This is a genomic window from Chromobacterium sp. FG89, from assembly GCF_057808735.1.
The window spans coordinates 237,022-260,894 of the sequence record NZ_JBMDIQ010000004.1; the positions used below are offsets into that span (position 1 = coordinate 237,022).

Annotated in this window: 19 protein-coding genes; 12 read left to right on the forward strand and 7 right to left on the reverse strand. The window is 66.1% G+C overall.

Annotation, left to right across the window (positions count from 1 at the left end; genetic code table 11):
- Positions 1 to 24: 24 nt before the first annotated feature.
- The gene (locus tag ACODRW_RS06030; RefSeq protein ID WP_488905355.1) at positions 25 to 795 is read left to right on the forward strand and encodes an outer membrane lipoprotein-sorting protein; all 771 of its coding nucleotides are present in this window, start codon (positions 25 to 27) and stop codon (positions 793 to 795) included.
- Positions 796 to 813: 18 nt separating this feature from the next.
- On the opposite strand, the gene ppk2 is transcribed toward ACODRW_RS06030, so the two are convergent.
- Entirely contained in the window at positions 814 to 1,665 is an 852-nt protein-coding gene (gene ppk2, locus ACODRW_RS06035; protein ID WP_199226031.1) for a polyphosphate kinase 2, read from the reverse strand.
- Between the two features lie 358 nt (positions 1,666 to 2,023).
- Here ppk2 and ACODRW_RS06040 point away from each other — a divergent pair, with 358 nt between their 5' ends.
- From ACODRW_RS06040 to ACODRW_RS06075, 8 genes are all read left to right on the forward strand, one after another.
- Positions 2,024 to 2,719, forward strand: coding sequence for an ABC transporter ATP-binding protein (locus ACODRW_RS06040; protein WP_488905356.1), 696 nt, complete (start codon positions 2,024 to 2,026; stop codon positions 2,717 to 2,719).
- The gene (locus ACODRW_RS06045; RefSeq protein ID WP_488905357.1) at positions 2,716 to 4,092 is read left to right on the forward strand and encodes an ABC transporter permease; all 1,377 of its coding nucleotides are present in this window, start codon (positions 2,716 to 2,718) and stop codon (positions 4,090 to 4,092) included. Before ACODRW_RS06040 ends, ACODRW_RS06045 begins: the two co-directional genes overlap by 4 nt.
- A gap of 22 nt (positions 4,093 to 4,114) precedes the next feature.
- Positions 4,115 to 4,885, forward strand: a complete 771-nt coding sequence (locus ACODRW_RS06050) for an outer membrane lipoprotein-sorting protein (RefSeq protein WP_227107654.1) — start codon at positions 4,115 to 4,117, stop codon at positions 4,883 to 4,885.
- Positions 4,886 to 4,887: 2 nt separating this feature from the next.
- Complete coding sequence (locus tag ACODRW_RS06055) at positions 4,888 to 6,120, forward strand: hypothetical protein (RefSeq protein ID WP_488905358.1); 1,233 nt, start codon at positions 4,888 to 4,890, stop codon at positions 6,118 to 6,120.
- Positions 6,121 to 6,385: 265 nt separating this feature from the next.
- The gene (locus tag ACODRW_RS06060; RefSeq protein WP_107800205.1) at positions 6,386 to 7,672 is read left to right on the forward strand and encodes a serine hydrolase domain-containing protein; all 1,287 of its coding nucleotides are present in this window, start codon (positions 6,386 to 6,388) and stop codon (positions 7,670 to 7,672) included.
- Positions 7,673 to 7,828: 156 nt separating this feature from the next.
- The gene (locus ACODRW_RS06065; protein WP_488905359.1) at positions 7,829 to 12,376 is read left to right on the forward strand and encodes a PAS domain S-box protein; all 4,548 of its coding nucleotides are present in this window, start codon (positions 7,829 to 7,831) and stop codon (positions 12,374 to 12,376) included.
- A gap of 185 nt (positions 12,377 to 12,561) precedes the next feature.
- Positions 12,562 to 13,626, forward strand: a complete 1,065-nt coding sequence (locus ACODRW_RS06070) for a beta-N-acetylglucosaminidase domain-containing protein (protein ID WP_227107658.1) — start codon at positions 12,562 to 12,564, stop codon at positions 13,624 to 13,626.
- Positions 13,627 to 13,779: 153 nt separating this feature from the next.
- A complete protein-coding gene (locus tag ACODRW_RS06075) occupies positions 13,780 to 14,193 on the forward strand; it encodes a hypothetical protein (RefSeq protein ID WP_227107660.1) in 414 nt (137 codons plus the stop codon).
- A 108-nt stretch (positions 14,194 to 14,301) separates the two neighbouring features.
- Here ACODRW_RS06075 and ACODRW_RS06080 read toward each other — a convergent pair whose 3' ends face one another.
- Positions 14,302 to 18,147 (reverse strand): EAL domain-containing protein, encoded by a 3,846-nt coding sequence (locus ACODRW_RS06080; RefSeq protein ID WP_488905360.1) that lies wholly within the window; start codon positions 18,145 to 18,147, stop codon positions 14,302 to 14,304.
- A 204-nt stretch (positions 18,148 to 18,351) separates the two neighbouring features.
- Entirely contained in the window at positions 18,352 to 19,110 is a 759-nt protein-coding gene (locus ACODRW_RS06085) for an SDR family NAD(P)-dependent oxidoreductase (protein ID WP_488905361.1), read from the reverse strand.
- Between the two features lie 127 nt (positions 19,111 to 19,237).
- On the opposite strand from ACODRW_RS06085, the gene ACODRW_RS06090 reads away from it, so the two are divergent.
- Together ACODRW_RS06090 and ACODRW_RS06095 are read left to right on the forward strand one after the other, a co-directional pair.
- Positions 19,238 to 20,137, forward strand: coding sequence for a LysR family transcriptional regulator (locus ACODRW_RS06090; RefSeq protein WP_488877676.1), 900 nt, complete (start codon positions 19,238 to 19,240; stop codon positions 20,135 to 20,137).
- 226 nt (positions 20,138 to 20,363) lie between these two features.
- On the forward strand, positions 20,364 to 21,281 hold the full coding sequence (locus ACODRW_RS06095) for a bestrophin family protein (RefSeq protein ID WP_107800197.1): 918 nt from the start codon (positions 20,364 to 20,366) through the stop codon (positions 21,279 to 21,281).
- Positions 21,282 to 21,392: 111 nt separating this feature from the next.
- Here ACODRW_RS06095 and ACODRW_RS06100 read toward each other — a convergent pair whose 3' ends face one another.
- The 4 genes from ACODRW_RS06100 to ACODRW_RS06115 form a co-directional block, all read right to left on the reverse strand.
- Entirely contained in the window at positions 21,393 to 21,965 is a 573-nt protein-coding gene (locus ACODRW_RS06100) for a cysteine hydrolase family protein (protein WP_107800196.1), read from the reverse strand.
- A 25-nt stretch (positions 21,966 to 21,990) separates the two neighbouring features.
- Positions 21,991 to 22,449, reverse strand: a complete 459-nt coding sequence (locus tag ACODRW_RS06105; RefSeq protein ID WP_488905362.1) for a MarR family winged helix-turn-helix transcriptional regulator — start codon at positions 22,447 to 22,449, stop codon at positions 21,991 to 21,993.
- Positions 22,450 to 22,527: 78 nt separating this feature from the next.
- Positions 22,528 to 22,938: a VOC family protein gene (locus ACODRW_RS06110; protein ID WP_107800194.1), complete on the reverse strand. Its 411-nt coding sequence runs from the start codon at positions 22,936 to 22,938 to the stop codon at positions 22,528 to 22,530.
- Between the two features lie 39 nt (positions 22,939 to 22,977).
- Complete coding sequence (locus ACODRW_RS06115; RefSeq protein WP_107800193.1) at positions 22,978 to 23,301, reverse strand: thioredoxin family protein; 324 nt, start codon at positions 23,299 to 23,301, stop codon at positions 22,978 to 22,980.
- 153 nt (positions 23,302 to 23,454) lie between these two features.
- Here ACODRW_RS06115 and ACODRW_RS06120 point away from each other — a divergent pair, with 153 nt between their 5' ends.
- Complete coding sequence (locus ACODRW_RS06120) at positions 23,455 to 23,814, forward strand: translation initiation factor Sui1 (RefSeq protein ID WP_235089373.1); 360 nt, start codon at positions 23,455 to 23,457, stop codon at positions 23,812 to 23,814.
- The last annotated feature ends 59 nt before the right edge of the window (positions 23,815 to 23,873 follow it).

Here is a 23,873-nt window from a genome sequence, read left to right on the forward strand (position 1 = left end):
GTGGATGAGGGAAGGGAGCGGAAAATGAAGCGCGCGCGCATATTGGGCTTGGTTTTGCTGGGCTGGCCGGGTTTGGCCTGGGCCGCGCCGGACGCGCAGCAGATACTGGCCTGGAGCGACGAGGTGCGCAATCCGGGCAAGTCTTTCAGCCTGAAGGTCGACCTGCTCAGCTATAAGCAAGGCAAGCCTAGCGAAGCCAGCTCGCTGGTGTTGTATTCGCGGGCCGATCCGCGGCGCGGCCAGTTTCGCAGCCTGTTGCGCTTTGTCAGCCCCAGCCGCGACGCGGGCAAGCTGACCTTGAAAAGCGGCAAGGATTTATGGGTGTTCGACCCGGCAAGCCAGGCCAGCGTGCCGATTTCGCCGCAGCAACGGCTGCTGGGTCAGGCGGCCAACGGCGACGTGGTGACGGTGAACTGGACCCTGGACTATCGGGCCACCCTCGCGGCGGAGGAAACGGTGATGGACGGCGACCGCCAGCCGCGCGCCAGCTACAAGCTGCGGCTGAGCGCGAGGCGGCCGGACGTGACTTATCACGCCATCGAGCTGTGGGTGGATCGCGACGGTTACCGCAGCCGCAAGGCGCAGTTCTACGCCGCCAGCGGCGAGTTGCTGAAAACGGCTTATTACCGCGGCTACCGCCAGGCCCTGGGCCGGGACCGCCCCACTGAAACCGTCATCATCGACGGCCTCAATCCGCAGTGGGTAACCGTGATGCGCAAGAGCGGTTTCGCTTGGCGCGAGGTGCCCGAGGCCTGGCTGCAGCGGGATTATCTGCCGCGGTTCCGGGTGGAGTGAGTGGCGGCAGCGGCCCGCTTAAATCCGCAACAAGGCGTCGCTGTCCTCCGCGTCCATGGTGTGCGGCTCGCCCACCAGCAGCGGATCGGCCGCTCGGGCGACGCGCGCGTCCTTGTCCGGGTAGTCCAGCCGGGACAGGAAGTAGCGGATGCAGTTGAGGCGGGCCCGCTTCTTGTCGTCGGATTTCACCACCGTCCACGGCGCGTCGCCGGTATGGGTGTGGAAGAAGGTCGCTTCCTTGGCCGCGGTGTAGTCGTCCCATTTGTCCAGCGACTGTATGTCTATGGGCGACAGTTTCCAGTGCTTCAAGGGATCGTCGCGGCGGGAGATGAAGCGGCGCAGCTGTTCCTCGCGGCTGACCGAGAACCAGAACTTGAACAGACGGATGCCGCTGTTGACCAGCATGCGCTCCAGTTGCGGCGTCTGGCGCATGAACTCCAGATATTCGTGCGGATGGCAAAAGCCCATCACGCGCTCGACGCCGGCGCGGTTGTACCAGGAGCGGTCGAAGAAGACGATCTCGCCGGCGGTGGGCAGGTGTTCGATGTAACGCTGGAAGTACCATTGGCCGCGCTCGCGGTCCGACGGCTTTTCCAGCGCCACCACGCGCGCGCCGCGCGGGTTCAGGTGTTCCATATAGCGTTTGATGGTGCCGCCCTTGCCGGCGGCGTCGCGGCCTTCGAACAGGATCACGATCTTCTGGCCGCTTTCCTTGACCCAGTTCTGCACTTTCAACAGTTCGATCTGCAGAGCCTGCTTCTGCAACTCGTACTCCGGGCGGCGCATCCGCGTGCGGTAGGGGTAGCTGGCCGGCAGTTCGGCGCTGACGCTGTCCTCCGCGCTGCCTTGCGGCGCGGCGGCCACTTGCAAGGCCACCGGCTGCTGACTGACGGTTTCGATGGCTTGCACCGATTCCTGGTGCGCGCGCTCCACATTGTTGCGGCGGTGGCTGGCGGTTCGGCGCGGCGGCTTGACGGCCGGCGGCTGGGCGTCGGCGTCCGCTTCCGCGGGCAGGGGGGCTTGGGGCGGGTTTGTGTTTTGTGTCATGCAAGCTCCTTTGCGAGGGATAAAACCATGCTACTCCCATGGAAAACCGGTGTCGATGCGCGCGCTTTGGCGCGGCCGGAACACCGTTGGAGTCCGCAATGGGCGTTTTGTCACAAGGCAAAGCTTTTCATGCCGATTTCATGCATATTCATGCCATTGTGTTTTGACGGCGGAGCGGACTATGTGGGCGGTTGAGGTGAACGGGGTGTCGAAGAGCTACTGGATGGAGCAGGTGAGGGTGCCGGCGCTGGCCGATGTCAGCCTCAAGATCGCCGCGTCGCGCTTCACCGTGCTGTCCGGCCAGTCCGGCAGCGGCAAGACCACGCTGCTGAATTTGATCGGCGGCATAGACCGCGCCGACGTTGGAGAAATCGAGGTGGCGGGACAGGCGCTGAACCGTTTGAGCGATGACGCGCTCAGCGATTTTCGCGCGCGCCACATTGGCTTCATCTTCCAGAACTTCAATCTGATGCCGGTATTGTCGGCTTTCGAGAACGTCGAATACCCGCTGCAATTGCAAGGCGTGCCGGCGCGGCAGCGGCGCGAGCGGGCGCTGGAGATGCTGGCGGCGGTGGGCTTGGCGGACAAGGCGGCGAACCGGCCCGGCCAGCTGTCCGGCGGGCAGCGCCAGCGGGTGGCGATTGCGCGCGCGCTGGTGCACGAGCCGGCCTTGGTGCTGGCCGACGAACCCACCGCCAATCTGGACAGCCAGACCGGAGCGTCCATCCTGGCCCTGTTGCGCCAATTGCAGCGAGAACGCCGAGTGGCGGTGGTGTTCTCCTCGCATGACCCGCAGGTGATCGCGGCGGCGGACGAGCGTTACCTGGTCAGCGACGGCCGGGTCGGCGTCTTGAACGCGGGGGAGGCCTTGGCGTGAACACCTTGAAACTGGCTTGGCGCAATCTGCTGCGCAACCGTCGCCGCACCTTGGCGACCTTGTCCACCATGATCATAGGCCTGGTGGCGGTGCTGCTCTTCGGCGGCTACAACCGCACGGTGCAATACGGCTTGCAAACCGGCATGGTGCGCGCCGGCGGCCATCTGCAGGTGCAGCACCGGGATTACTTCCTGTACGGCAGCGGCAATCCGGCCGCTTACGGCATCCGCGACTACCGCGCGGCGATGCGGCTGATCGAGAACGATCCGGTGCTGCGGCCCATGCTGACCGTGGTCACGCCCACGCTGAGCCTGGGCGGCATCGCCGGTCATTATTCCGCCGGCGCCTCGCGCACGGTGATTGCGCGCGGCAGCGAGGTGGACGCGCAGAACCGCTTGCGGCGCTGGGACGATTACGGCTTCAACGACAAGCGCAAGCCGGTGGCGCTGACCGGCACCGCGCCGAACGCGGCGGTGATAGGCACCGGGGTGGCGCGGGTGCTGCAACTGTGCGCGGCCTTCCAGCTCAAGGATTGCGCGCCGCCGCCGGCTCCGCCGGGCGGCAAGGATCTGCCGGCCGATCTGGAGGCCTTGGCCGCGTCGGCGCCGCCGGCCAGCGTCCGCGACGATCAGATCGAACTGCTGGCCGCCACCGCCGCCGGCGCGCCCAATGTGGCCCGCTTGCAAGTGGCCAAGGTGGAGAGCCAGGGCATCAAGGAGCTGGACGATATGTATGTCGGCCTGCATCTGCGCCAGGCGCAACAGCTGGTGTACGGCCAGGGCGAGCCGATGGCCACCGCCATCGTGTTGCAGCTGCGGCACACCGCGCAGATTCCGGAGGCCGAGGCGCGTTTGCGTCAGCTGTTCGCCACCAGCTTGCGCGGCCAGCCGCTGGCGGCGCACGACTTCGCCACGCTGCAGCCGCAATACGGCCAGATCACCGGCATGTTCGGCACCATTTTCGGCTTCCTGGCGGTGTTGATCGCCTGCGTGGCGCTGTTCACCATAGGCAACACCATGAATATGGTGGTGCTGGAGCGCACGGTGGAGATCGGCACGCTGCGGGCGATGGGCCTGCGCCGCCGCGGCATCCAGCGGCTGTTCCTGTGCGAAGGCTGGCTGCTGGGCCTGGGCGGCGGGGTGCTGGGCATCGCGCTGGCGCTGTTGCTGGCCTGGCTGATCAATCACGCCGGGCTGACCTGGCTGCCGCCGGGGCAGGTGGACCCCAGCCCCATCCTGGTGCGGGTATGGGGGGAGTGGCGGATGATGGCGGTGACCGCCGGCGGTTTGATGGCGATGGCGCTGCTGTCGTCGTGGTGGCCGGCGCGGCGGGCGGCGGCGGCCAATATCGTGGAGGCTTTGCGTCATGCGTGAAACGTTTGGAATCTCTACCGGCATGAAGACGACACGCTGGGCCGCGTTGAGCGTTGCCCTGTGGGCGGCGTCGGCGCTGGCGGCGCCGGACGCGCAGACCATCCTGGCCAATAGCGACGCGGTGCGTAATCCGGAACGCTCTTTCGGGCTGGTGGTGTCCTTGGTCAGCTATAAGGACGGCAAGCAGAACGAGGCCAGCGCGCTGGCGGTGTATTCGCGCGCCGATCAGAAAAGCGGCCAGTTCCGCAGCCTGCTGCGTTTCATCAATCCCAAGCGGGACGCCGGCAAGCTGATGCTCAAGAGCGGCAACGATCTGTGGTTTTTCGATCCGGCGAGCAAGGCCAGCGTGCCGATTTCGCCGCAGCAGCGGCTCTTGGGCCAGGCGGCCAACGGCGACGTGGTCACCGTCAATCTGGCGCTGGACTATCAGGCGGCGCTGGCCGGCGAGGAAACGATACAGGATGGGGACCGCCAGGCGCGACTTTGCTACAAGTTGCGGCTGAGCGCGCGCAATCCCGGCGTCACCTACCACGCCATCGATCTGTGGGTGGACCGCGACGGCTACCGCAGCCGCAAGGCGCAGTTCTACGCCGAAAGCGGCGGTTTGCTGAAGACGGCGTATTACCGCGCTTACCAGCCGGTGCTGGGACGCGAGCGCCCAACCGAGACCGTGATCATAGACGGCCTCAATCCGCGCTGGATCACCGTGCTGCGCAATAGCCAGTTCGCCTGGCGCGAGGTGCCGGAAGCCTGGCTGCAGCGCGATTATCTGCCGCGCTTCCGGGCCGAATGACGATGCGGCGGCTGGCGTTTGGGCTGGCGCTGGTCTGCGCCGCCGCGCGGGGCGCAGACGCGCCGCCGGAGGAGGATGCGCTGCGGCTGGCCGATCAGACCCGGATGGAGGATGACAAGCCGCGGGATCTGAAGCTTCAACTGGAGGCCGCCGCCTTGTCGCCGCGGCCGGGGGAGGACGGCCAGCGGCTGTCCTTCGATCTGCGCTGGGACGGCCGGCTGAGCCCGGCCTGGCGCGGTGTGCTGGCCAACCGGCTGGATTGGCGCTTCGCCGGCTCGCCGCGGCGGGACCACGGCGTCAACACCTTGAAGGAAGCGTATCTGAGCCGCGAGTTCGGCGTCGAGACGATGATGGACCTGGGGCGTATCAATACCCGCTACGGCGTGGCCGTCGGCTACAATCCCACCGATTTTCTCGGCGCGGGCACCGTGCGCTCGGTAGTGTCCGCGGACCCGGACAGCCTGCGGCAAAACCGCTTGGGCAACGCCATGTTGCGCTGGCAGAAACTGTGGGACCGCGGCTCCTTGACCGCGATCTGGTCGCCCAAGCTGGGGTCGGGGCCGAATCCGGACGGCGCCAGCCTGGACTGGGGCGCCAGCAATCCCCGGCAGCGGCTGCTGTTGGCCGGCAGTTATCGCTTTGCGGAGAACCTCAATCCGCAATGGCTGCTGTTGCAGGAGCAAGGCCGTTCGCCTCAGCTGGGCTTCAATCTGTCGCGCGTGCTCGGCAACGCCACCGTGGTCTATCTGGAATGGGCCGGCGGCCGGCAGCGGACCGATTGGAGGCAAAGCCTGGGACGGCCGGATTCGGCCTGGCGCAATCGCCTGTCCGGCGGTTTGAGCTGGACCGGCGCCAACAAGCTGAGCCTGACGCTGGAGGGACAGCAGGACGGGGCGGCGCCGGACCGGGACGAATGGCGCGCGCTGCGCGCGAGGCCCGCGCTCTACGCCGCCTATCGGGCGGGGGTGGGCGCCGGCGGCGGCCTGCCCACCCGGCGCGCCGCCTTGCTGCGCGCGCATTGGCAGGATGCGCTGGTGGACGATCTGGATGTGACCGCGATGCGCAGCTTCGACCTGGTGGACCACAGCGGCATGAACTGGGCGGAGGCCCGCTATCACCTGGGGCCGGCGGATCTGGCCCTGCAGTGGCAACGCTTCGACGGCGCGCCGGACAGCCGTTACGGCGCCAGCCCGGCGCGGCGGGTCTGGCAAGTGCTGTTCGACTATTTCTTCTGAGCGCCTGTTCACGATCCGCCGCGCTGCGGCGAAGCCTTGCAAACCCCTTCGAAATTCCCGTGCCTCGTACGGCTATTCCATTTTCTCCGCCGCAGCGCCCTGTCTCGTCCCGGCTCGCGACCGCGCGGACAGCCCTGAGTCGGCGCGCGCGATGACCGCCGCGTCGCGGGAAGGCATGGCGAGCGGCGGGGAAAGCAACCATAGTGATCTGTGGGCGACGCGATGTCGCTAGGCGTCGATAGGATCCTGACGGAGGGGGACGGGCATGGGCATGAACACGGCGGCCGCTTTGCAAACGTATCTGCGTTCCTGGAATACGGCGGGCTGCCTGCACGGCGTGGCCGCCGTCTCGCTGGCCGACGGCGAACGGGTGGCGGTGGCCGGCGGCATGGCCGATCCCGGCCTGGGCGTGGCCAACGAGAAGGACACCGTGTTTCGCATCGGCTCGCTGAGCAAGAGCTTCACCGCGGCCGCCTTGCTGCAGCAGGTGGCCCAGGGGCGGCTGGAGCTGAGCGACAGCCTGGAGCGCTTCTTCCCCGATTTCCCCAATGCGGCGGGCATCAGCCTGCATCAATTGCTGAATCACAGCGCCGGCACCGCCAATTTCACCAGCGCGGCCGAGTATTGGCCGACGCGGATGCGGCTGGCGCACCGGCCGCAGGAACTGCTGGACTGGGCGCACGCCTTGCCGCCGGCCTGCCCGCCCGGCATCGCCCACGCTTACAGCAATACCGGCTATTTGTTGCTGGCGGCCATTGTGGAGCGGGTCGCGGATCAGGACTTCGCCAGCTATCGGCAGCAATACCTGTTCCGGCCGCTGGGCCTGGAACGCACCTATGTCGACGACGGCCGCGTCATCCTGCCGCAAGCCGCGCGCGGCCTGCATCCGGGAGCGCCGTGGCGCTACGCGGAACCTATGGACATGTCGGTGGCCTGGGGCGTTTACGATCTGGCCTCCAGCGCCGGCGATCTGTGCCGCTGGCTGGAGGCCCTGCAGCGGGGAGAGGCGTTGCCGGCCCGGCTGGCGGCCTTGATGCTGGACGTGGGGGCCTTGGAGTACGCCTACGGGTTTTACGGCGAGGACTGGACGCTGGCCGGCCGCCGGCAGCGGCTGGCCCAGCATTTTGGCGACGTCAACGGCTTCTTCGCCTTCATGAGCGTCTTGCCCGGCGGCGGCGGCGTGGTGGCGCTGACCAACGCCTTCGGCTCGCCGGTGGAGCGTTTGGGCAGGGATTTGGCGCGCATCGCCAGCGGAGAAACGCTGGAAGCGCTGCCGCCGCCGGGACGGCAGCAGCCGGACGAGCAGTTGTTCGTCCCCGGTCGCTATGAGAACGGGGAAGGGGCGTGGCTGGAGTTGTTTTACAACGAGCACGGCTGCTATGCGCGCAGTCCGCGCCGTTACGACCTGCCCATCGCCTACCCGTTGACGGTGACGGCGCAGACGCCGCAACTGGCGCGCGCCGCCGTGCTGCCGGAGACCTTGTTGATAGAGGAAGGGACCTTGCAATGGTGCGACGCGGAGGGGGTGACCAGGCGTCTGCGGCGGCAGTAGGTGGTTTGTCCGGCGGGATGGCGTGGTCTATCGTGAGAACAGACAAAACCAAGCCAGCTTTCGAGTCGAGGCCGAGAATTGACGGACTTTAAACAAGGGGCGCGGGGGTGGCGTTTCCGGGCCTTCCTCGCTGTCTTTCCATGGCGCGCGTGCGGGATGGGGGTTCTGGTGCCCTTGCTGGCCCTGTCCGCGCAATGGCTGTTGTGGGACTGGGTCCGCCCTTACGCCTGGTTCCTGTTTTATCCCGCCGTCTTCCTCTCCGCCATGCTGGGCGGGCTGGCCGGCGGCCTGGTGGCCACCGCCTTGTCGGTGCCGTTGGTCTGGTATCTGTTCATCCCCCCGCAATGGAGCTTCGCCATCGCCCGGCCGGCGGATGCCGCCTCCATTGTCCTGTTCGCGCTGTGCGGCTTGATGTTGAGCCTGTTCAGCCAGCGCCTGATCAGCCGCCGCTCGCGCTGGGCGGAGAGCGAACTGACGCGTCAGCAGGCCTTGTTGCACGCCATCATCGACAACTCCACCGCGGTGATTTTCGTCAAGGACATGGACGGCCGCTATTTATTGGTCAACCAGCGCTATCCCGAGTTGTTCCATATCAGCGCGGAGGCCATGCGCGGCCTGCGCGACGAGGATCTGTTCCCGCCGGAGGTGGTGGCCAGTTTGCGCAGCGCCGACTTGGAGGTGTTGAGCAGCGGGCAGGCGCGCGAATACGAGGAGACGGTGCCGCAGGACGATGGCCCGCACACCTATCTGGTGTACAAGTTTCCCCTGCGCGACGCCAAGGGGCGAGCCTACGCGGTGTGCGGCATCGCCTCCGACATCAGCGCGCGCAAGCGCGCCGAGGCGGAACAGAGGCAGCGGGAGGAGTGGCTGCGGGAAATGAGCGCCATCGCCCGGGTGGGCGGGTGGTGGTTCGATCCCGCCAGCGGGGACGGCGGCTGGACCTCGGAAGTGGCCCGCATTCACGATCTGCCGGCAGACGAGCCGATCAACACCCGCATTGGACTGAGTTTTTTCCACGGCGAAGACAGACAGCGCATCGAGGAGGCCGTGCGCCGGGTGGTGGAGGAAGCCGAACCCTATGATCTGGAGTTGCAACTGCTGAGCGCAAGCGGCCGGCGCAAATGGGTGCGCGTGTCCGGCAGACCGGTGCTGGCGGACGGCAAGGTGGTGTCGGTGCGCGGCGCGATGCAGGATGTGTCCGAGCGCAAGGCCATGGAAAACGCCTTGCTGGAGAGCGAGGAAAGACTGTCGCTGTTCATCGAGCACGCGCCGGCGGCGCTGGCGATGTTCGATCGCGACATGCGTTATCTGGCCGCCAGCCGCCGCTGGCTCGACGATTACCGTTTGGACGGCGAGACGCTCATCGGCCGGTCCCACTATGAGGTGTTTCCGGAGGTCCCCGCCGTCTGGCGGGAGGTGCATCGGCGGGCGCTGGCCGGGGAGGTGATACGCGAGGAGGAGGACCGCTTTCTGCGCCTGGACGGCGCGGCGCAGTGGCTGTGCTGGGAAGTGCGGCCATGGCATGCGCGCGACGGCGCCATCGGCGGCATCGTGATCTTCACCGAGGACATCACCGTCCGCAAATCCATGGAAGAAGAGCGCCACCGGCTGGCGGAAGCGCTGGATCAATCGGCGCAACCGGTGGTGATGACCGACGCGGCCAAGAACATCTTGTACGTCAACGCCGCGTTCGGCGAACTGATGGGTTATCCGATGGGCGATTTGCTGGGCTCGTCGATCTCCCGCTTCATCCCGAACGACCCGGCAAGGAGGACGGAACGGGCGGCGCTGGAACGGCAGGTGGTGGAACAAGGGCGCTGGAGCGGCGAACTGGCCCGCGTCGCCCGCAACGGCGAAATCATCCCGGTGTACGCTTCCGTCACCGCCATGCACGATCTGTCCGGCGCGTTTTGCGGCTTTTTCGGCACCTATAACGATTTACGGCCGTTGCGTGAAAAAACCCAGGCGCTGGCCAGCGCCGAAGCGCGGTATCGCAGCGTGCTGGATCATGCGGCCGACGCGGTCTTGGTGGCGGACGCGGAAGGGCGTTATCAGTACGCCAATCTGCAAGCCTGTCAGCTATTGGGCTATGAGGAAGCGGAAATCCTGGCGATGCGGGTGGGCGATTTCAGCGTCGACTCCGCCGCGGGCGACGCGCAGTCCTTGTTCCGGCGCCTGCTGTCCGACGAGCAGCTGAGCGCCGAGATGCTGTTGCGGCGCAAGGACGGCGCCGAGGTGCCGGTGGAAGTGAACGCGATCCGCCTGCCGGACGGCGGGGTCTACGGCGCTTTCCGCGACATCACTCTGAGACGGCAGGCGGCGGAACGGATACGCCAACTGTCGATGGCGGTGGAACAGAGCCCGGAGAGCGTCGTCATCACCGATCTGGAGACGCGGATCGAATACGTCAACGAAGCCTTTGTCCGCAATACCGGCTACAGCCGGGAAGAAGTGATGGGGCGAACGCCCAATCTGCTCAAGTCCGGGCTGACCCCGGCGGAAACCTATGCCGAACTCTGGGAGGCGCTGCGGGCCGGCAAGCCGTGGAAAGGCGAGCTGTTCAACCGGCGCAAGGACGGCAGCGACTATGTGGACTTCGCCCATATCTCGCCTATCCGTCAGCCGGACGGCAGAATCAGCCATTATCTGTCCTTGCAGGAGGATATCAGCGAGAAAAAACGCCTGGGCCTGGAACTGGACCAGCATCGTCATCATCTGGAAGAGTTGGTGGCGATGCGCACCGCCGAGGTGCGCGCCACCAGCGCCAAACTGCAAACGACCCAGTTCGCCATGGACAGCGTGGGCATAGGCATACATTGGGTGGACGTCGCCAGCGGGCGGCTGATCTACGTCAACCGCTACGCGGCGCAATTGCTGGGCTACGACATCGAAGACATGCTGCGCCTGAACGTGTCCGACATCGTGCCCGACACCACGCCCGACCTTTACGCGCGCACCGTGGAGCGCCTGCGGCAACAGAGCCGGGCGCAGTTCGAAACCTGGCAAAGAACGCGGGACGGGCGGCTGGTGGCGGTGGAGATGATTTTGTACTATTTGCCGGACACGCCGGGCGCCTCGGACACAATCATCGGTTTCGTCACCGACATCACCCGGCGGAAGGAAACCGAGCAGGCCCTGGTGCGCGCCAAGGAGGACGCGGAAGCGGCCAATCTGGCCAAGAGCGCCTTCGTCGCCAATATGAGCCATGAAATCCGCACGCCCTTGAACGCCATCATCGGTTTCACCCACTTGCTGATGCGCACCCAGCCGCGGCCGGAGCAGCAGGCCAAGCTGGAAAAGGTGCTGGTGGCCAGCGGACATCTGCTCTCCATCATTAACGACATTCTGGACCTGTCCAAGATCGAGGCCGGCAAGTTGTCGCTGGAGCGGACCGACTTCTCCGTCGGGGCGTTGTTCGACCATGCGCGGTCGCTGATCGACGAAGCGGCGCAGGCCAAGGGCTTGCGCGTGGAGATCGATTACGCCGGCGTGCCGCCGTGTCTGCGCGGCGATCCCACCCGCCTGCGCCAGGCCTTGCTCAACTACGCCGGCAACGCGGTCAAATTCACCGAGCGGGGCACGATAGCCCTGCGCGCCCGGCTGCTGAGGAGCGAGGGCGAGCGCCTGCTGCTGCGCTTCGAGGTGCGCGACACCGGCATAGGCATTCCCGCCGACAAGCTGGCCGGCCTGTTCCAGGCGTTTCAGCAGGCGGACGATTCCACCACCCGCAAATACGGCGGCACCGGCCTGGGGTTGGCGATCACCCAGCGGCTGGCGGCCTTGATGGGCGGCGAAGTGGGGGTGGAAAGCCGGGAAGGACAGGGCAGCGTGTTTTGGCTGACCGCCTGGCTGACCCTGGGGCGGAGCGTGGCGGTCGAGCCCGCCGGCGTGGAGCCTGACGAGGTGGAGGCCGAACTGCGCTTGCGCGCGGACGCGCGGGTGCTGGTGGTGGAGGACGACGTCATCAATCAGGAAGTGGCGCTCTGGCTATTGGGCAGCGTCGGCCTGAGGGCCGAGCTGGCGAGGAACGGCCGCGAGGCCGTGGAGTGCGCCGCCGCGGGCGAATACGATCTGGTGCTGATGGACGTGCAGATGCCGGAGCTGGACGGCTTGGAGGCGACGCGCCGGATCCGGGCCATGCCGAGCTGGGAGCGGGTCCCGATTCTGGGCATGACCGCCAACGCCTTCGACGAGGATCGCCAGCGTTGCCTGGAGGTCGGCATGAACGACTTCGTGGCCAAGCCGGTGGACCCGGAACAGCTGTTCGGCTTGCTGCTGAAATGGCTGCCGTCGATGATTCCGCCCGAGAGGATCCGCGTCGATCCGACGCCGGAAAGCGGGCGCCGGGAACAGTTGATGAGGCTGCCCGGCGTGGACCTGGAGGCGGGCCTGCGCATCGTCGGGGACGACCTGGAGCGTTTTGAGCGCTTGCTGCGCAAATTCGCGGGCATGCACCGCGACGACTTGGCCAGGCTGCAGGGCCTGGCGCGGGCCGAGGAGGGCGAGGAGGCATGCCGTATCGCCCATTCGCTGAAAGGCGCCGCCGGCTCCTTGGGGCTGGTCCGCATCCAGACCGAGGCCGCCGCGCTGGAAGCCGTCTTGCGGCAAGGGCGGCTTGAGGAGGCCATGCCCGGCATGCAGGCGCTGGGCCTGGAGCTGGCGGCCTTGTGCGCGGCCCTGGACGCCTTGCCGGCAATGGCATAAGCGCGCCAGATTCTGGCCTTTTCATGCAACTTGGCGCAGCTTATTGAGTCAATCAATAGGATGAAGTCATTTTTTCCGATGGCCGGCGGCCATTCCGGTCGCCGGCCGGGCGCGAAGATCCGACCTGGCGTTGGACGCGAGGCAGGCTGGCGCCGATGCGCCGAGGACGCGGAAGGTTTCTCTACATGAATATCCCTTTAGGCACTATCGAAGGCTTCTACGGCAAGCCGTGGAATTGGGCGCAGCGGGAGCTGCTGGTCACCACGCTGGCGGCGCACGGCTACCGTTTCTATCTGTACGCGCCGAAAGCGGACGCGTATCTGCGCCGCCAGTGGCAGCTGGACTACCCGGCGGAGCAGGAGGCTAGGCTGGCGGCGTTCGCCGCTCATTGCCGGCGGCAGGAGGTCGGTTTCGGCATGGGGCTGAGCCCGTACGAAGCGTATCTGGATTTCAACGACGAGGCCCGCCAGGCGCTGGCGCGCAAGCTGGAGCAACTGCAGCGCATCGGCGTCAGCCAACTGGCCATCCTGTTCGACGATATGCGCGGCGATCTGCCCGATTTGGCGGAGCGCCAGGCGGAGATCGTCGCCTGGGTGCGGCAGCGCTGCGCGGTGGAGCGTTTGTTGGTCTGCCCCAGCTATTATTCCAGCGATCCGGTGCTGGACCGGGTGTTCGGCCAGCGCCCGGCCGGCTATCTGCAGCAACTGGGCCAGTGGCTGGCGCCGGACATCGATATTTTCTGGACCGGCGAAGAGGTGTGCTCGCGCGAAATCTCGCCCGGACACCTGTTGCAAGTGGGCAAATGGCTGGGCCGCAAGCCGGTGTTGTGGGACAACTACCCGGTGAACGACGGCGCGCGGATGTCGCAATACCTGCACCTGCGCGGTTTCACCGGGCGGTCCGCGGCCAACGCCGAGCTGCTGGCGGCGCATGGGATCAATCCGGCGCAACAAGCCGCGCTCAGCCTGATTCCCGCGCTGACGCTGGCGGACAGCTACCGCTTGGGGCCGCGCTATCAATACGGCGCCTCGATGCGCCGGGCGGCCCAGGTGGTGGCCGGCGAGGAACTGGCCGACATGCTGTGGCGGGATCTGCTGCTGCTGCAGGACGTGGGGCTGGATCAACTGGGCGAGCGCGCGGCGGAACTGCGCGCGCGTTACGCGGCGGTGGAGCACCCTTGCGCGCGCGAAGTGGTGGCCTGGCTGGATGGCGAGTATCGGATCAGCGAGCTTGAGGTGCAGACTCAGTAGGGAGGCTACTTGGCGTTACATGCCTTTACAACTGACTAACAGACGGGGGCGGGCCGGGACGCCTAGGATGAGCAGCAAGGAAACACCAAAGCCTGGCGTCGCGGCCGCACTGAGCAGACGGACGCCCCCCTGACCCGACTGGAGAATGTCATCATGAAAAAACTGAGCCTGATCGTACTGTCCGCCGCTTTCGCCCTGAGCTCCGCCGCCGGTTTCGCCGCCGAAGCCGCCAAGCCGGCTTCCGCCCCGGCCGCCAAAGCCGCGCCCGCCGCCAAGAAAGCGCAGCACAAGGCGGTGAAGAAGCACGCTTCCGCTCCGGCGCAGAAAGCCCAGGCGGCCAAGGCGGAAGCCTCCGCCCCGGCCAAGGCCGCCAAGAAGCCGGCGCAGCACAAGAAGCACGTCGCCAAGAAAGCCCACAAACAAGCGGCCTCCGCTCCGGCTCAGAAAGCGCAAGCGGCCAAGGCGGAAGCTTCCGCTCCGGCCAAGGCCGCCAAGAAACCGGCGCAGCACAAAAAGCACGCCGCCAAAAAGACCCACAAGAAAGCCGCGGCTTCCGCAGCCAAGTAAGCTGAAAGAGGCCGCGCTCAGCGCGGCCCGAACGGGGACGAAGGGAGGCTCAGGCCTCCCTTTTTGCATGCTCGCGGCGTGGATCGGGCGCCGTCCGGCCGGGCGGAATCAGCCCGCCGGCGCGGTGGCGGGGGGCTGCACGGTGTTGAGCAGCGGGGCGCAGGGATCGGGCCGCTCGCGCCAGAAGCGGCGTTCCAGCTCCGCCGCCGGCAGCGGTTTGCTGAACAGATACCCTTGCAGGGTATCGCAGAACATATACGTCAACGCGGTGGCTTGTTCGTCGGTTTCCACGCCTTCCGCCACCACCCGGAGCTGCAGCGAATGGGCCAGCGCGATGATGGCGCCGGTCAGCGTCATCGCGTCCTGATCGTTCAGCATCGCGCGGACGAAGGACTGGTCGATTTTCAGCTCCTGGGTGGGCAGCTTGGCCAGATAGGACAGCGAGGAATAACCGGTGCCGAAATCGTCGATGGAAATGCCCACTTGCATGTCGCGGATGCGACGCAGCGTTTCGCCGCAGGTGTTCAGATTGTCCAGCACCACGGTTTCGGTGATTTCGATGTCTATGCCCGGCACGGCGGCGCCTTCGCTCAAGGCCTGTTGCAACTGTTCGGAGAAATCGGCCTGGCGCAGTTGCAGCGGGGAGACGTTGACCGCGATGCGCGGCGCCGGATAGCCGGCCTCCAGCCAGCGCAGATGGTCGCGCGCGGCCTGACGCAAGGCCCAGACGCCCACCTCCAGGATCAGGCCGGTTTCCTCCAGCAAGGGGATGAATTGCGCCGGCGACACCAGGCCGCGCTCCGGGCTCTGCCAGCGCAGCAGCGCCTCCACGCCGACGATCTGCCGCGACACCGCGTCCACTTTGGGCTGGTAGTGCAGCACGAACTCCTGGCGCTCCAGCGCCAGACGCAGCCGGTTTTCCAGCTCCAGCGTCACCGCGGCGCGTTCGCTCATCTCCTGACGGTAGAACAAATAGCGCTCATTGGTGCTTTGCGCCAGCTTGAGCGCGGCTTCCGCGTTCTCCAGCAGGCTTTCCGCGTCGGCGCCGTCTTCCGGGAAGATGGCGATGCCGAATTTGGCCGACACGCGCAATTGCTTGTCCAGGATGGCGATGGGCTGGGCGACGCAGTGTTCCTGCAACTGCATCACCTGACGCGCGATGTCCTCCTCGCTCTTGACCTCGGGGATGATCAGCGCGAAGCGGTCTATCTTGACGCAGGCCAGCAGCCGGGCCTCTTCGGTAAACGACTCCAGCCGCGCCGCCAGCAGGCGCAGCACCTGGTCGCCGGCCCAGCGGCCGTAGACGTCGTTGATGGATTTGAAGTGCTCGATGTCGAGGAAGATCACCGCCAGGCGGCGCTGTTCATGGTGGCTGGAGCTGATTTGCTGCGCCAGGCGCTCGTGGAACAGGCTGCGGTTAGCGAGGCCGGTCAGCTCATCGTAGTAGGACAGGAAGTGCAGCCTTTCCTCTTTTTCGATGTGATCCAGCGCGAAAGCGATGTCGCCGGCCAGTTCGGCCAGCAGCTGCATTTCCTCGTGGTCGAAGGCGTTGGCTTCGTTGGAGCACAGCGTCAGCGAGGCGGCGCGTTGTCCGGGCAGCGGCAGCGGCAGGCAGGCCAGCGAGCGGATGCCTTGCGCCAGCAATTGCTCGCGCGCCGCGTAGGGCAGCGGCGAGCCAAGCTGATTGCAGACGATGTTGCCGCCGCTGGCGATGGCGGCGGCGGACAGTTGCAGCAGCGCGTCGGCGTTGGGAGGCGGCTCGGTCTGTCCTTGCAGCGCGGCGATGCGGTGTTCGCCGTCGCTCCGGTCCAGCATGCTGATCCAGACCAGTTTGAACGCGCCGCTCTGGGTGGCGATGCGGCAGGCTTCGCGAAACAGTTCCTGGCGGTCGTGGCAGCGCACGATCAACATATTGATGCCGCTGAGGATGGCGTAAACGCGGTTGAGCCGTTCTATGCGCAGCCGCAGCATGGAGTGTTGCAAGGTGATGGCCAGTTGCTGGGCGAAGGCCCGGGCGATCTCCAGATGCTCGAAGCCATGCTGGGCAACCTCCTGGAAGGCCAGGTTCAAGGAGCCCAGCAACTGCCCTTCCGCCATCAGCGGCAGCCGCAGATAGGCGCGCACGCCGTGGCTGCGCAGCCATTTGACCAGCGCCGGCGGCTGCGCCAGCGTGGTGATGTCGTGCATGAAGCTGGGCTGTCCGCGCTTGAGCTGTTCCAGATCGCTCAAGCCATAGCTGGAGAAGGGGAAGCGGCTGTCGATCGGGATCTCGTCCTTGGCGTCGCACTCCAGCGCCAGGAAGATGGTTTCCTCGTGCCTCCAGTCGAACACCGTGGCCGACGCGCCCCAGAACGGCACCAGTTGCGTCAGCATGCGCAAGGCCTCCTGCGCGGTTTGCTGCGGGCTGGCGGCGGACAGCAGGGTCAGGCCCATGTCTCGCAGCGACTCCAGTTGCTGGCTGTGGCGTTTGAGCTCCTGTTCGGTTTTCAGCCGCAGGGTGATGTCGCGCATGATGGCGGTGTAATACTTCTGGCCTTCCACCTCCAGCTGGGACACCGAGGCTTCTGCGTAGAACTCGCTGCCGTCGGCGCGCAGCCCGCGCACGCCGCCGGCCGGCGCCAGGCTGCGGCTGACCGGGCCGTTCTGACCGAAGCCGTGGATCAACTGAGCGTGGCCGGGCCGGAGCGCTTCCGGCACCAGCATGTCTATCTGCCGGCCCAGCACCTGCTCGGCGCGATAGCCGAAAGCCTGTTCCGCCGCGGGGTTGAACAGGATAATGTTCAGATCGGCGTCGATGGTGACGATGGCGTCCATCGCGGTGTTGATGATGCCGGCGCGTTGCATCTCGCTGAGGCGGATCGCCGTGACATGCGTTTGCAACTGGTCCAGCATCAAGTTGAACTGGCGCGACACCGCGCGCAATTCTTGCGGCCCCAGTTCCGGGGCGCGCGCCTGCGCGTCGCCGTCGGCCACCGCTTGCGCGGTTTCGGCCAATCGGCGCGCCGGCCGGGTCAGCGCGCGGCTGAAGCTTTGCGCCAGCAAGCCGCAGAGCAGCAAGGTGACGATGCCGCTGGCCGCGCTCCAGCGCAGGCGGCTGTAGTAGGGCGCGAGCACCACTTGTTCCGGCAGCGCGGCGATGATCAGCCAGTTGGCCTGGGAGAATTTGCGGTAGGAGTAAAGCCGCGACACCCCGTCGCGGCCGACGCCCAGTTCGAAGCCGGAGGCGTTGCCGCGGATGCGAGCGATGGTGCGGGCGACGTTGATCGAGGGTTTGCCGTGCCACAGCGCGGGATCGGGGTAACGCAACAGAAAAGCCGCTTGCGAGCTCAGCACCGCGATGGTCAGCTTGCGGTCCAGCGTCGAGGGCAAGACCTGGGCCTGCAGCGTCAGCAAGTCCATTTGCACGGTCAGCAGACCAATGGGCCGGCCTTGCTCGTCGCGCACCGGATAGCTGGGCATTATCACCCAGCGCTGGGTGGCGGGCTCCAGCAAGGGCTCGCTGAGCATCAGTCCGGGCGCCGCCAGCGCGCGCTGGAACCAGTCGGCCTTGGTCGGCGGCGTTCTGACCGCGGGATTGGACGCGTGGCTGCAGACTTGCAGGCCGGTGGCGCTGCTGAGCGTCAGTTGGGTGGCGGAGGGAAAGCTCAGCGCGATGTCGCGGAACGCGACGGCGCATTCGTCGAAGTCGAAGCGACGTATCGGCGTCCGCCTGCTCAACTGCGCCAGCACGCGTTCCAGTTCCGTGATCTTGCTCGCCAGCGCCTGGTCCACCTGGTCGGCCAGCACGCGGGTCTGATCCTGAGCGGCGTCGCGCATGTCGCGGGCCGATTCGAAGGCGCCGATGCCGATCAGCGCCGCGGCGGGCAGCAGGCAGGCCAGCGCGAACAGCAGCAACTGAGCGCGCAAGCCCAGTCCGCTGACGAAGGACAGAATGCGGTTCAGGCCTGCGCGCATGTGGCGGGTACTCTCCGGGGCTGGGGATACTCAAAAATTAGTTCCTGTCGCCGGAGGGGGCAAGTCATATGTATGCCAAATGCGTTGCCTGGGCCGCAGGCGTGCGGCCGCCCCCGCGCAAGCCTTGCCAGACAAGGCTTTCACGGGGGAAACCCGGTGCTAAGTACTTACACTTAGACGGCTGGGGAGGGCGGCTTCCGACGCTCAGAGGAACATGCCGCCGGAGGCTTCCACGCGCTGACCGTTGACCCAGGCGGCGCCGTCGCTGAGCAGGGTGGCGATGGCGCCGCCGATGTCGTCGGGGCGGCCGACGCGCCCCAGCGCGGTTTGCGCGGCGATATGGGCGTTGACCTGTTCGTTGTCGCGCACCAGGCCGCCGCCGAAGTCGGTTTCAATCGCGCCGGGGGCGATGACGTTGACCGCGATGCCGCGCGGCCCCAGCTCCTTGGCCAGGTAGCGGGTCAGCACCTCCACGCCGCCCTTCATCGCCGCGTAGGCGGCGTAGCCGGGCAGGGCGAAGCGGGTCAGGCCGGTGGAGACATTGAGAATGCGGCCGCCGTCTACGATCAGCGGCAGCAAGGCCTGGGTCAGGAAGAACGGGCCTTTGAGCTGGATATTCATCAGTTGGTCGAACTGTGCCTCGCTGGTGTCGGCGAAGGCGGCGTGGATGCCGATGCCGGCGTTGTTGACCAGAAAATCGAAGTCGGCGCGTCGCCATTGCTCGGCCAGCGTCTGGCGCAGCCGCTCGGCGAAGGCGGCGAAGCCGGCGCTCTGGCCGACGTCCAGCGCTAGCGCGGCGGCCTGGCCGCCCAGTGCTTGGATCTCGGCGACCACCGCCTCGGCGTCGGCGGCGCGGCTTTGGTAGGTGATGACGACGTCCACGCCCTGGCGCGCCAGGTGCAGGGCCGCGCTTTTGCCCAGGCCGCGGCTGCCGCCGGTGATGACTGCGATTTTCTTGCTCATGGGAATCTCCTGTAGGGGGCGGGTGCAGGCTTGGACCCGATGAGCTCAGTTTATTGTATGGTTTTTGATAAACAAATATGATTATTTAAATTATAGTGTTCGTATATTAATAACAATTGGTGGCGGCATGAACAAGCTGGAAGCGATGCAGATTTTTGTCCGGGTGGCCGAGTTGTCCAGCTTCACGCAGGCGGCGGACAGCTTGGGCCTGCCCAAGGCCAGCATCTCGGTGGCGGTCAAGCAGACCGAATCCTGGCTGGGCGCGCGCCTGTTGCACCGGACCACGCGCAAAGTGCAGATGACCCAGGACGGGCAGGCTTTTTACGAGCGTTGCAAGGACGTGTTGGCGGACATGGACGAGTTGCAAAGCATGTTCCAGCGCGGCGAGGAGGCGCTGGGCGGGCGGCTGAGGGTGGACATGCCCAGCGGCGTGGCGCGCTACCAGGTATTGCCGAGGCTGGACGAATTCCTGCAGCGCCACCCGCGTTTGGAGCTGGAACTGAGCAGCACCGACCGCAAGGTGGACATCGTGCGAGAAGGTTTCGATTGCGTGCTGCGCGTGGGGGAGCTTGGCGACTCCAGCCTGGTGGCGCGGCCGCTGGGGCGTTTCCGCCAGCTCAATTGCGCCAGCCCGGCTTATCTGGCGCGTTACGGCGTGCCCGTAAGCCTGGATGAGCTGGCGCGGCATCGGCTGATCCATTATGTCTCCACCCTGGGCACGCGTCCGGCCGGCTGGGAATGCCATGACGACGACGGCAGCCGCTGGCTGAGCATGGCCGGCAGCGTTATCGTCAACAACGCCGAGGCCTATCAGGCGGCCTGTCTGGCCGGCCTGGGGCTGATTCAGGCGCCGGAGTCCGGCGTGCGCCATTTGCTGGACAGCGGCGAACTGGTGGAAGTGCTGCCGGACTACCGCGCCGCGCCGATGCCGGTCACGCTGTTGTACGCCCACCGCCGCAACCTGCCGCGCCGGGCGCAGGTTTTCATGGATTGGCTGGCGGAGGCGCTGGCGCCGCATCTTGTGTGAATCGGGCGCAAACATGGCGGCGCAGGGACAAGCTGCCCTATCATGGAGGTCGGTCAACCATTTTAGAACCTGTTTACGATCAGCTGCGCGTTGGCGATACGGCGTTGAAAACCCCTTCGAAATGCTCATGTACCGTGTGTACATTCCGCTTTCTCAGCGGTTTTCGCCTTGTCTCGCCTTAGCTCGCGAGATCGTAAACACGTTCTTACTTCGTCATATTCCCGCCATGATTGTTAGATCCACTTCTTCCTGGCTGCGCCTGTTGTTTGTCTGGCACGGTTCGGTGCTGCCGCGCATCATGCCGCGCTTGCTGCTGGTCTTTTTCATTTCCATCGCCGCCGCCGCCGTGCGCGGCTGGTGGCTGAGCGAACACGCGGACTCCGCGCTCAGCATTCCCGCCTTTACCTTGATGGGGGTGTCGCTGGCCATCTTCCTGGGTTTTCGCAACTCGGTCAGCTACGAGCGCTTTTGGGAGGCGCGCAAGCTGTGGGGCAGCTTGCTGATCGTCAACCGCTCGCTGGCGCGGCAGGTTCTGTCGCTGGCGCCGGACAATGCGGACGCGCGGCGTCTGATAGACGGCTGTTGCGCCTTCGCCTACGCGCTCAAGGCGCAGTTGCGCGGCGACGACGCCGACGCCCATCTGCGCCGTTTGCTGCCGGAGGAGATTCTGGACAAGGCGTTGGCGGCGCGCTTCAAGCCGGCGCTGATCCTGTCCTGGCTAGGGCAATTGGCCGCGCGCATGCGCGGCGACGGCGTGTTGGGCGATATGCAATGGCATGCGCTGGACCGTAATCTGAACTCGCTGTCGGAAGTGCTGGGCGGCTGCGAGCGCATCGCCTCCACGCCCATTCCCTTCACGTACCGGGTGCTGCTCAACCGCACCGTCACGGTGTACAGCCTGCTGCTGCCGGCCGGCCTGGTCACCAGCATAGGCTGGCTGACGCCGGCGATCGCGGTCTTCATCGCCTACACCTATCTGGCGCTGGAAGTGATAGGCGAGGAGCTGGAGGAGCCGTTTGGCAAGGAGGGCAACGACCTGCCGCTGTCCGCGCTCTGCCACGGCATCGAAGCCTCCTTGCGCGAGATGCAGGGCGAGGAAGTGGCGGCTCCGGCGCCGTCGCAGCAGGGTATTTATCTGTATTGAGCCATCGAGCCATATAGCTTAGAACGTGTTTACGCTCTAGCGAGCTAAGGCGAGACAAGGCGTACTCATCGTGCCGCATCTCACGAAGCGCAGCAGGTCGTAAACAGGTTCTTACAGCGCGGCCAGCTCGTCCAGGCTGATGATGCGGGCTATCGTCGCCAGTTGGCGCATCGAGGTCTGATGCTCTTCCTCGCTGGCGGCGGCGCAGCCGTCCTCCAGCACCAGCACCTGGTAATCGCGGTCGTGAGCGTCGCGCGCGGCGGCCTGCACCGCCCAAGTGCTGCTGACGCCGGACAGGATCAGGCGTTCGATGCGATGGGCGCGCAGCACCGCTTCCAGCGAGGTGGCGTAGAAGGCGCTGACGCGCGGCTTGATCACGATGGCGTCTTCCGGCCTTACGTCCAGCTCCGGGTGGAAGGCGGTGCCGGGGCCGGACAGATCCAGCGCGCCGAATTCGTGAGCGCGGCCGAACAGCGGCGAGGCCTTGGGTTGTTCCACATAGGAGGGCGCGAAGCCCACTTTCACCTGCGCCACCAGCCAGCGGCGGCGGCGCGCCTCGGCGATGGCCTGGTTGGCGGCGGCGATGACGCCGCGTTGACGCGCGTGCTCGGCGCAGCGGGCGACCTTGCCGCCGTCCATCATGATGTCACGGATATAGTCCAGTCCGATAAAAGCGGTGTTCATCGCTGAGTTCCTTATGGCGTATTGATCAAGACCGGCGAACGGCCGGCGTTTCAGCCGCGGCCAGTTCCGCCAGCAGCTCGCCGGCGGCGAGTAGCAGTTCCAGGCGCTGCGGCGGCAGTCCGGCCAGAGCGGCGCGCAGCCAGTCGTCTTTGCGCAGGCGGTGAGCGTCAAGGACCTGGCGGCCGGCGTCGCTTAGGTGAATCCGGACTTTGCGGCCGTCTTCGGGGTCGCCGGCGCGCAGAATCAGACCGCCGGCGTCGAGTTCGCGCAGCAGGCTGGCCAGGTTGGAACTGCGCAGCTTTTCCGCGCGGGCCAGCGCAGACGGCGTTGCGGCGCCGTCCGCGCGTTCGATGCTGGCCAGCAGCGAAAGCTGGGCAAACGGCAGTTCGTCGTCCTGGGCCTCCTGGCGTAAACGGCGCGTCAAGGCCATCAGTTGCAGGCGCAGCCGGGACACGGCCTCCGCCGGGATCGATGAGTTAGGCATTTTTCTATTTTAACATAGCTATGTTTGTATAGATAAGTCGGCGAGAAAACGGCGCCGCCAGCGACGCCGAGGCCGGCTCTAGCCTTGTTTCTGACAGTTGCTCATCCAGCGTATGCCGAAGCGGTCCACCAGCATGCCGAAGCGGGCGCCCCAGAAGGCGTCGTGCAGCGGCTCGTTGATCTGGCCGCCCTGAGCCAGGGCTTCAAAGATCGCGGTCTGCTCCGTCTCGCTGTCCAGCATGAAATTCAGCGTGATGTTTTCACCGATGGCGGGCGTGCGGCCCGGCATGCCGTCGGAGGCCATGAAATGAACGCCTTCGGCTTTGAACTCGGCGTGCAGAATCTTGTTCTTGGCCTCGTCCGGGCTGGGGAAGTCCGCGTCGCCGAAGCGCATGAGCGCCACGATTTCGCCGTTGAAGCATTGGCGGTAGAAGGCCAGCGCCTGTTCGCACTGGCCGTGGAAGTTGATGTAGGGCAGCAGGGTTTTCATCAGGGAGACTCCTGGTGGGTGGGGAGGGGCGGCCGTGTTTCAGGCTTGCAGGCATTGCCGCAGCGCATTGTTGACGGCTTCCACCGTTGCCGGCCGGGTCAGGCGAGCGGTTTCCTGGCCATGGCGCAGGAAAATCAGCGTAGGCCACAGCTTGACGCGGTAGCTGCGTCCCAGGCGGCGGCCCGGCCCGTCTTCGATTTGCAAATGACGGACGTCGGGATAGGCCGCCAAGGCTTGTCGAATCAGAGGCTGAGCCGCCTGGCAGTGGCCGCACCAGGGCGCGCCGAATTCCAGCACGGTGACGCCGGGCTGGGCATCCAGTTCGGCGCGTTCCGGCGCCGGGTCGCGATAAAGCTTGTCCATGGTCAGGCTGGGGCAAGGGTGGATTTTAAATATGCCAAAGGACTTGCGTATTTGCCAGCGCCGTGATGAGAGGGCTGGCGGGGCGGGCTTGCCAAAGCCGGGCAAAACCGCGACGATGCAGGCCGTTTCATCAATGGCTCGGGGTTTGAACTCATGAAATCGCGCAATGTTTCCGGCGGCTTGGTGTATTCCACCGAACACGGCCGCATGTGTCCGCAGTGCGGCTTTGCCGTCGCCCAATGCCAATGCGGTAAGCAGGAGGCGCCGGCCGGCGACGGCGTGGTGCGGGTGCGCAGGGAAACCAAGGGCCGCAACGGCAAGGCGGTCACCGTGATTCAGGGCGCGCCGTTGAACGCGCTGGAACTGGCGCAGCTGGGCAAACAGCTGAAAAACGCCTGCGGCAGCGGCGGCACGGTCAAGGACGGCGTCATCGAGATCCAGGGCGATCATTGCGAGCAGGTGCAGAGTTTGCTCAAGCAGCGCGGCTGGACGGTGAAGCGCGCCGGCGGCTAGACGCGCTCCAAAGCCTGTAGCGCCTTGTCGGGGACGAGGCGGCGGGCATGCTTTTCACC

Bases quoted from the DNA above. Each gene is read 5' to 3' on its own strand.
- ACODRW_RS06070 (WP_227107658.1), top strand. From the start codon at position 12,562: ATGAATATCCCTTTAGGCACTATCGAAGGCTTCTACGGCAAGCCGTGG.
- ACODRW_RS06060 (WP_107800205.1), top strand. From the start codon at position 6,386: ATGGGCATGAACACGGCGGCCGCTTTGCAAACGTATCTGCGTTCCTGG.
- ACODRW_RS06095 (WP_107800197.1), top strand. From the start codon at position 20,364: ATGATTGTTAGATCCACTTCTTCCTGGCTGCGCCTGTTGTTTGTCTGG.
- ACODRW_RS06085 (WP_488905361.1), bottom strand. From the start codon at position 19,110: ATGAGCAAGAAAATCGCAGTCATCACCGGCGGCAGCCGCGGCCTGGGC.
- ACODRW_RS06120 (WP_235089373.1), top strand. From the start codon at position 23,455: ATGAAATCGCGCAATGTTTCCGGCGGCTTGGTGTATTCCACCGAACAC.
- ACODRW_RS06105 (WP_488905362.1), bottom strand. From the start codon at position 22,449: ATGCCTAACTCATCGATCCCGGCGGAGGCCGTGTCCCGGCTGCGCCTG.
- ACODRW_RS06090 (WP_488877676.1), top strand. From the start codon at position 19,238: ATGAACAAGCTGGAAGCGATGCAGATTTTTGTCCGGGTGGCCGAGTTG.
- ACODRW_RS06030 (WP_488905355.1), top strand. From the start codon at position 25: ATGAAGCGCGCGCGCATATTGGGCTTGGTTTTGCTGGGCTGGCCGGGT.
- ACODRW_RS06115 (WP_107800193.1), bottom strand. From the start codon at position 23,301: ATGGACAAGCTTTATCGCGACCCGGCGCCGGAACGCGCCGAACTGGAT.
- ACODRW_RS06050 (WP_227107654.1), top strand. From the start codon at position 4,115: ATGAAGACGACACGCTGGGCCGCGTTGAGCGTTGCCCTGTGGGCGGCG.
- ACODRW_RS06065 (WP_488905359.1), top strand. From the start codon at position 7,829: ATGGGGGTTCTGGTGCCCTTGCTGGCCCTGTCCGCGCAATGGCTGTTG.
- ACODRW_RS06055 (WP_488905358.1), top strand. From the start codon at position 4,888: ATGCGGCGGCTGGCGTTTGGGCTGGCGCTGGTCTGCGCCGCCGCGCGG.
- ACODRW_RS06080 (WP_488905360.1), bottom strand. From the start codon at position 18,147: ATGCGCGCAGGCCTGAACCGCATTCTGTCCTTCGTCAGCGGACTGGGC.
- ACODRW_RS06075 (WP_227107660.1), top strand. From the start codon at position 13,780: ATGAAAAAACTGAGCCTGATCGTACTGTCCGCCGCTTTCGCCCTGAGC.
- ACODRW_RS06100 (WP_107800196.1), bottom strand. From the start codon at position 21,965: ATGAACACCGCTTTTATCGGACTGGACTATATCCGTGACATCATGATG.
- ACODRW_RS06040 (WP_488905356.1), top strand. From the start codon at position 2,024: ATGTGGGCGGTTGAGGTGAACGGGGTGTCGAAGAGCTACTGGATGGAG.
- ACODRW_RS06110 (WP_107800194.1), bottom strand. From the start codon at position 22,938: ATGAAAACCCTGCTGCCCTACATCAACTTCCACGGCCAGTGCGAACAG.